We start from the raw sequence: 8,214 nt of genomic DNA on the forward strand, positions 1-8,214 counted from the left end.
TGCTTTCGGGGACGGAGACATTTTGGGGCGGCTGGGGGCCTTGTCGCGGTATGCTATTTCGTGGCCGCGTGCGTTTGGCTCCCCGTGGGGCAAAACGCACGCGGTTTCTTGTTGGGGGCGAGTCCTGGTCTGGATAGGGGCGATGCTGCGCACGGCGTCGGGGGCGCTCATGGTGGTCTTCCGCGGCATGCGGGTTAAGACGAAAAAACCCCTATCGAAATAGGGGTTTTTCAGCGGACACGGGGAGATTTGAACTCCCGGTCGAGTTTAACCCCGACACTTCATTAGCAGTGAAGCCCATTCGGCCGCTCTGGCACGTGTCCATTTTGCTGTTTCCAGCTCCCCTAGACTACCCAAAGCTGGCGCGGCATACAAAACGAGGGTTTTTGGGCGGCAACAAACCTTGGAGATCAGGGGACTGCGGCCGTCAGGGGCACCACGCGGGAGGTAGCGTTGGCCCCATGCAAGCCACCGGACTGGTCACCGTTGCCGACCTCGACTACAACACCTCCGACAAGACTCGCATTTCGGTTTCGGCCCGGCTTGCGGTGGTTCTTGACACCGGGCGCAGCGTCCTGTTGTTGGACGATCGCGGTTGGTCCTCGACCCGGAAATGGTCGGACGCCTCGGTGGAGGACATCAGGGAAACTGCACTGGTCGTGGTTGGACCGGATGAACCGATTGAGGATCAGACCGACGAAGAAGCGGCGGCGGAGTATTGGGAGTACCTGAGCGACCTCCTGGAACGGCAAGATCTCGCCATTGACCCGGCCGAACTCCGCGAGCTGCCTCACGAGGTCCGGCTGAGTCAGCGTTTGCTGAAGCGCATCGGCGCCGCAACCGATGCCGCGGCCCAGGGCCCGGGTGGCACGATCCAGTGGTCCTGACTCAGGAGCCGACATGCCGCCAGAGGAACTCGTAACTGGTGGCCAGCATGGTGGCGGTCGCGTCATTGTCGCTGGCCCCGGCATGGCCGCCGTCTAGCGATTCGTGGTACCGGACATTGCCGACACCCATGTCCATCATCTTCGCCGCCATCTTCCGGGCCTGCACGGGTCCGACCCGGTCGTCGCTGGTTGCGCTCCAGATCAGGGAAGCCGGGTAGTCGATGCCCTGGGGCAGGGCATCATCGAGCCGGTGGTACGGGGAAAACGTCCGCACGAATTCCCAGTCCCCGGGCACGTCCGGATCACCGTACTCGGCAATCCACGAATGCCCGGCCGCCAGCCGGGTGTAGCGACGCATGTCCAGCAACGGCACGCCACAGGAGATTGCCCCGAAAAGTTCCGGATAGCCGGTGATCATGTTGCCCATGAGGAGCCCGCCGTTTGAGCGCCCGGTGGCTGCCAGATGCTCGCGCGAGGTGACTCCCCGGGCGATGAGATCCCGGGCGATGGCGGCGAAGTCCTCGTAGGCTCGGTGCCGGTTCTCCCGCAAGGCGGCACGGTGCCAGCTCGGGCCGTACTCGCCGCCGCCGCGAATGTTCGCCACCACATAGCTGCCGCGCCTGCCCGAGGGCGCGTGGCGGACCAGCCACCCGGGCCCCATGGCGCCGAGGTAGCTCGGGGTCAGGCTTGTCTGGAACCCGCCATAGCCATTCATCAACACCGGGTTCATGCCGTCCAACGGCAGCTCGCGCGGGGACACCTGGAAGTACGGGACCCGGGTCCCGTCGTCGGAAACGGCGAAGTGCTGGGAGACCTCGAAGTCCTCGGCCTCAAAGCGGGCAGGGGCGCTCTTGACGACCTGGGGGACAGCGGAGCCGACCGCGTCCGGATCGGCGGCGACGGTGCCGCGGGCCAGGGTGGTGGGTGTGAGGAATCCGGTGAGCGTCAGCCAGAAGTCATCGCCGCATGCGGGGTCCTCGTCATCGACGGCCGAAATGCTGAAGCTGTGCAGCGGGGAGCCGATGTCCAAGGGACGCAGAGCAAAGTCCTTCGCCGGATCGCAGACGAGTATCTGCGAGGAGACGTCTTGCAGGACATTGAGGAGAATGTTGTTGGCCGTGAAGTCAATGGATTGCAGGGACGTGGAGTCCGTGGGAACAAAGATCTCACGCAGCGTGGCAGTGCCGGCCATGAACGCTTCAAGATCGGCCAGGACGAGCGAACCCGGAATGTGCGTGGCACCGTCGCGGATCCAGGCAGTCTGCGGGGAGAACAACACCCACCCGCGGTGCAGCGAGACGCCCACATCGGTGGGGACCTCCACGTGCACCCATTTCTCCGCGCGGCGGAGGAACGTCATGGAATTGTAGAAGTCAATGACGTCATGGGCCACGTCGCGTTCGAATCCCGGGGTCGAGTCGTGGGAGACGTAGGCCAGGACGTGCGACTGGTCGATGGCGAAGACTTCCTCGGCCTCCGCCAGGTCCTGCCCGCGGACCAGCCGGCGCACGGTGCGCGCGTAGGAGGACAAGGTGAGCGACCCTTCACCGACGTCGGTGGCGACGAACAGCGTGTCCGAATCCGCCCAGGAGATGTTGGTCTTGGCGACGGGCAGGTCAAAGCCACCCGCGACAAAGGCGAGGGAAGGCAGGTCGAATTCCCGCACACGCACCTGGTCCCCGCCGTCGGGGGAAAGCTTGACCAGGGCCCGTGCGTAATCGTCACCCGGTGCCGGGCGCAGCATTTGTGCGCCGGAGAAGACCCAGTCGATGCCCTCGGTCGCGGCCAGGGCATCCACGTCCAGCAGGACTTCCCAGGCCGGATCGTCCTGCAAATAGGACTCCCAGCCGGTGCGCCGCCACAGTCCCTTGGGATGCTTCGAGTCGCGCCAGAAGTTGTAATAGTGATCCCCGCGCTTGGTGACCATCGGGATCCTGTCGGCGGCATCGAGGACCTTGAGGATTTCTTGTTGGGTGGCGGCGAAATCGGCGTCGAAGAGCTCGGCCTCGGTGCGGGCATTTTGCCCGAGCACCCACTCCATGGCGCGCTTTGAATCCAGCTCCTCCAGCCACAGGAACGGATCTTCGGGGGTACTCCCGGTGTTGGCATCGATGGACTGGGCCGGGGCTGGAGCGCCCGGGGCGTGCCCTTCCAAGAGGGGTGCTTCGGCAGTATCCGGGGCGTTTAGATCAGTCTCACGAGGATAAGTAGAGCTCATGGGCACAGTCTCTCATGCAGCACCGGGAAATCGCGCAGACGTCGGACGACGATCCAGCCACCGGGCAGACTAGGCTGAAACCGTGAGTGAGAAGCAGATTCCCGGTCGAGAACCGTACGTCATAGCCGTTGTGGGAGCAGGGCCGAGGGGAACCTCGGTCCTTGAGCGCCTGGCGTCCGAACTGGGCCGCACCCTAAACCACTCACGCCAGATCACCGTGGTGGTCTTTGACGTCCATGACCCGGGTGCCGGGCATGTCTGGTCCACAACGCAATCCCGGCACTTCTTGATGAACACCCCGGCAGGGTTCCCCACCGTGGCCCCCGCACGCACCCACCCGGATGACCCGGGACTGAGCTTTGACCAATGGCGTGCGGCCGGCGGCGACGGTGCGATGCTCAGCAGCGTGGAAACCGGGGAACTGGAGCGTATGGTGCGCGGCTCCTACCCGCCGCGGGCCCTCTACGGTCGGTACCTGCGCCATGTTTTCGACAGGTCGGTTGCCGCACTCCGTTCCCATGGGGCAGTCTCCGAGGTGCGTTTCGAGCGTGCCGAGATTACCGGGCTGCACCGCGGGGAAGCGGACTACCTGCTTCAGGGGCACCCGGTCGATGACACCCGCCCCCACCCGCGACGGTCCGGCGCGGAATTTGAACTGCGCGCCGACGCGGTCGTTTTGGCGCTGGGACATGTCCCTGCGCGACTGAACCCGGCACAGGAAGCCATGGCCCAGGCTGCTAACGATGCCGGCCTGCTCTACCAGGGCCCCAACGTCCCCGGGGACGTGGCCTGGGACAAGGTCCCGGGCGGGGAGACAGTCTTGGTGCGGGGACTGGGCCTGAACTTCTTTGACGTGATGATTGCGTTGACCGTGGGACGCGGCGGACAGTTCAACGAAATCAACGGCGGGCCCGGCCGGGCCCTGGAGTACTGGCCCACGGGCCGCGAGCCGCGGATCGTGGCGGCTTCCCGGCGCGGCACGCCGTACCGCGCGAAATCCTGCATCGAGGAATTCATCCCGGACTCCGTCAGGCTGCGCTACCTGGATGGCGAAGTGATCGTCCAAAGGGTTGCCGAGGCCCGGGCACTGAACCCGGAAGCAACGGTGCGCTTCGATGCGCACGTGTGGCCATTGCTGCACCGCGATGTCTTGCTGGCGTACTACCGCACCGCGGCCCAGCGCCACCCCTCCCGCTTTGAGGTGGACCCGGACGAATTCGTGGGCATGCTCATCGACGCCCTCGACGCCGAACACCAGGCGGGGTCGCAGGTGTGGCTGCAGGACGCCCGCCGACTCATCAACGAGCTGGCCCCTGCCATGGGGTTCCTGGATGTCCCCGGGCTGGGACATCCCTTTGCCGAGAGGGGATTCTCCTCCGTAAAGGAATACCAGAAGGCCGTCATGGAATACCTGGAATACGATGCAATTTCCTCGGAGGAGGGTGAAAGAGATCCCCTGAAAATGGCCATTGCCACCTTGAACGCCGGGCGCATGATCGTCAAGGACATGATCGCCGAGGGCCTGATATCGGACGAGTCGCGCCTGGGCGAGGTGCAGGGTTGGTTCGAGCCTTTGGTGGAGGGCCTGGCCTCCGGTCCGCCGCTGCAACGCATCGAGGAACTTGCCGCGCTGGCCCGCGCCAACATGGTGGAGTTCATCGGCCCCGACCCGGAATTCGAGATCGATGTGCCCACCGGGATGTTCACCGCGTCCTCGCCCTGGGTCGATGCCCCGGCGCACACGGCTCGCACGCTGATCGAGGCGATGATGCCGGCCAACCGCGTGCTGCAAACCAACTCGCCGCTGCTGCGGCAACTGCTTGACGACGGACTGGCGGCAGCCTTCACGATGCGCAACGACCAGGGCGAACCGATCCCGGGGCAGGGGCTGGAAGTCGTGGGCGCGCCCTACCGGATGGTCGATGCCCGGGGACTGGCACACCGGGCCATCTTCGTGCTGGGGTTGCAGCTTTCCTCCGCACAATGGGGGACCGCGATTGCCGCACAGGCAGGCGCAGCGCTCGACGGAGCGGCACGGACGCTCGGCGACGCCCAGGACGTTGCCCATGAGTTGCTGCGCCTGAGCCAGGTCCAGGACCTGAACCAGCCGCGCTGAAACACTGGCATTCAGGTCGCGGCGTCCGGCGGCCCGATGCAGGGCGCAGGAGAGGGTGCGGGCAACGCCCGCACCCTCTTCGTGGTTGGGAATCGACTAGCCTCGCTGCACGCCGACCAGCTTCAAGGCGGCTCCGCAGCAGTCGGTGATCGCGGCAACGCGGCCGAACTCCGAATCCTGAGGGCCCTCGGTCACGGTGCCGCCATTGGCCACCGCTAGCGCGCAGGCCGCATCCACGTCATCCACGCCCCAATAGGTCACCCAGAATCCGGGGACCTCGGCCGGCAGGAAGCCGGAGGCGTCCATCATCCCGGCCCGGGCATTGTCGCCCTGCCCGTAGGTGGTGTACCTGAATTCCGGGGCATCGGACAACACATGCATGTCCCAGCCAAAAGCCTTGGAATAGAACTCCACCGCCGCGGGGTAGACCTTGGAATACAGCTCGTGCCATGCCGGGGCGCCGTGCTCGGAATCGACGCCGAACCCCTGGTGTTCCTGCGGCTGCCACACGCCGAAAGCGGCGCCTCCGGCATCAAGGAAGATGCCCATGTGCCCGTATGGAGCCACGTGCATCGGTGGCATCAGGACCTGGCCGCCTGCGCCCTGGACGTAGGCCTGGGTGGCGGTGATGTCATCGCTCTTCAAATACAGCGACCAGATGTTCGGAATGCCGCCGAACTCGGGCTGGTAGGGGGAGAGCCCAGCGACGAGGCGCCCCTGTCGCTTGGCGCTGAGGTATCCGCCGTACTCCTCGGAGGTCGGTTCCTCGAATTCCCAGGCGAAGAGAGCTGCGTAGAACTTCTTGCTGGCTTCGATGTCGGTGGTCATGATGTCGGTCCAGACCGGGTTTCCGGCGGGCGTAATATCGCGCAGGGGCATTGTCGAACGCTTCCAATCCTGGGGTTGCATTTGGTTCGTGATCCGGGAATCCTGCCTGCCCGGTTGATTGGAAGCCTACGCGCCATCACCGCCCCTGGACATGGCCAGCACATGAACGTAAAGAGGCGGTTCCCATGGGTACGGGAACCGCCTCTTTACATTGAGCGGATGGTAAGAGATTTGAATTCTTTCTTTTGTCCCTTGCACGGAAGAAACCCCCGAAATATTGGGGATCGAGCCCTCTTTGGATAACAGCAATCCACGATGAATTGAGTGGAGGTGTGCTCAAATTGTGCTCAGCGAGGCGCTCTCGGACCGCTAGACGTGCAAACTCAGACTCGCTAGATTTTACCCATGAGCCAGATCGCCTACAGCTACGAAGAAGCCGGGGAGCAGTTCAGTGTCTCGAAGGACATGATCCGCCGGGCCGTTGACAAAGGGGATCTAATCCCCCGCTATATCGGCCGACTTCCCCGTATCAGCCATCAAGACTTGATGGACTGGTTCGAGGCACTTCCCACCGAACCTAGGGCATGACATGCAATCGAACAGCCGAGGACAGTCACTAACCGTTCAGGAACTCTCGGCTCGATGGGGTCATCAGCCACGATGGATCACCATGGCAGCCCGGAGAGGTTCGATCCCCGGAGCATGGAAGCTCGGGCACCTCTGGCGATTCCTACTGGCAGATATTCAAGCGTACGAGGAATCGCAGCGAGTAAGCAGCACATTCGAGCTCACTGAAGGGGCCAAGAAAAGGCAAGCATGAACTAGCTAAGCCCTGATCTCAACTTCGGCGCCAACGGTGGTAATGCAAGGCCAGCTCGAATGCCCGCTTCCATTTTTGAGCCTGACCCCGTGCCACGGGTGGAAGTTGAGTCTTGCATCCACATGATTCGACCCTAAAATATCGACAATACCGGGTAGCGTTAAGCAAGATCATTCTTAACTTCGGGGAAAGCGAAATATTGGCTACTAAAGTCCGTCCACGCCTGCTCGCTTATATCGACGAATCAGGCCAGCGGGGCCTACAGGGAAAATCCAGTCCTCACTTCATTCTGAGTGCAGCCATCTTTTTCGAATCCCGATCTGAAGAAACGGATGCAGTTCTTGAGCGTATTCGCGTGGCAACCAATAGGTTGCCAGGGCATCACCTTCACTTCAACAAATTTAAGCCCCACCACAAGAAGGTAGCCGTCGAGATTCTCAGTGAAGCCGAGACACTCGTTGGCCACTGTGCCGTTGTGACCTGCAAGGACTATCTAGAACGAGACACTACATTTAACCAAGACGCTGCATACATGAATGCATTCGGCTATTTGCTCGAACGTTTGTCTTGGATTGCACGCAACGCCGGTGCTGATATTTCATACACCCTGGCGCACACTAAGAAATTCAAGTTGGAAACGCTCCGAAAATACGAAGCAGCAATCAAAGAATTGCCAGCGAATCAATGCCAGGTCGATTGGCGATTTGTCGTCCCTGGAGGAGGTTCTCTGGATCAGCCTCAAAGGCTTCCATATCTTCAATTGGCTGATTTCAGCGCGAGCGCAATTGGGCTCGCCTTCAACGGGAACGGCAATGGCGTCGTCGACCGCTCTTACCTTGAGGTTCTGGCATCAAAGCTGTATCGAGGCGCACAAGGCAACAATCTGACATCGTACGGGCTGAAAATGCATCCATGGCGTGAAAACACGAAGGCCGCCTACCCGTGGGTAGCGGCCCTGTGACGATGGTATACGGCAATTACCGTTTTGAAACGGGTGCTAGGGTTTCGCCAAGCTGACGTACATCCATCTGATTTTACCCTAGCACCTCCGTATGGCCGCTACAACCTATCGGCTGGAACCGCGTTAGAAAGTTGGACGCCCTTGAAGGAGGGCCCTGGGAGCCCCGGGTCGCTCTGCCGCCCGCTTTCGCCCCCCGGCAACAGACCTATTTACAGCGCGTTTCCACAGATGGACGACGAAAAGCCCCCCAGCGGCTCAATGAACTGCTCCCCGAAAGTTGGACTGAATAATTCAGATCCTTACTTTCGGGGAGTTTTTCATGCGTCAAAATAGTTCATTGACCGCCGAGCAGCGGCTGGCTGCCGTCGATCTTTTCGAGCAGGG

The 8,214-nt window shown here is 62.2% G+C and carries 6 protein-coding genes and 1 tRNA gene; 4 read left to right on the plus strand and 3 right to left on the minus strand.

All coding sequences use genetic code 11. The features are described 5' to 3' along the window. Positions 1-234: 234 nt before the first annotated feature. A tRNA-Ser gene (locus ACLQ7E_RS18820) sits at positions 235-323 on the minus strand. 138 nt (positions 324-461) lie between these two features. Here ACLQ7E_RS18820 and ACLQ7E_RS18825 point away from each other — a divergent pair. Beyond that, positions 462-887: a hypothetical protein gene (locus ACLQ7E_RS18825; RefSeq protein WP_411734108.1), complete on the plus strand. Its 426-nt coding sequence runs from the start codon at positions 462-464 to the stop codon at positions 885-887. A gap of 1 nt (position 888) precedes the next feature. Here ACLQ7E_RS18825 and ACLQ7E_RS18830 read toward each other — a convergent pair whose 3' ends face one another. Beyond that, positions 889-3,105, minus strand: a complete 2,217-nt coding sequence (locus ACLQ7E_RS18830) for a prolyl oligopeptidase family serine peptidase (RefSeq protein ID WP_411734109.1) — start codon at positions 3,103-3,105, stop codon at positions 889-891. A gap of 82 nt (positions 3,106-3,187) precedes the next feature. Between ACLQ7E_RS18830 and ACLQ7E_RS18835 the strand changes: the two genes are divergently transcribed. Continuing rightward, entirely contained in the window at positions 3,188-5,221 is a 2,034-nt protein-coding gene (locus ACLQ7E_RS18835) for an FAD/NAD(P)-binding protein (protein WP_411734110.1), read from the plus strand. A 96-nt stretch (positions 5,222-5,317) separates the two neighbouring features. Here the strand turns inward: ACLQ7E_RS18835 and ACLQ7E_RS18840 are convergent, their stop codons facing one another. Next, entirely contained in the window at positions 5,318-6,100 is a 783-nt protein-coding gene (locus tag ACLQ7E_RS18840) for a VOC family protein (RefSeq protein WP_411734111.1), read from the minus strand. Positions 6,101-6,454: 354 nt separating this feature from the next. On the opposite strand from ACLQ7E_RS18840, the gene ACLQ7E_RS18845 reads away from it, so the two are divergent. Next, the gene (locus ACLQ7E_RS18845; protein WP_411734112.1) at positions 6,455-6,637 is read left to right on the plus strand and encodes a helix-turn-helix domain-containing protein; all 183 of its coding nucleotides are present in this window, start codon (positions 6,455-6,457) and stop codon (positions 6,635-6,637) included. Between the two features lie 344 nt (positions 6,638-6,981). Further along, complete coding sequence (locus ACLQ7E_RS18850; RefSeq protein ID WP_411734113.1) at positions 6,982-7,830, plus strand: DUF3800 domain-containing protein; 849 nt, start codon at positions 6,982-6,984, stop codon at positions 7,828-7,830. Positions 7,831-8,214: the final 384 nt, after the last annotated feature.

The sequence above is a fragment of the Paeniglutamicibacter sp. genome (assembly GCF_046714615.1).
GTDB lineage: Bacteria > Actinomycetota > Actinomycetes > Actinomycetales > Micrococcaceae > Paeniglutamicibacter.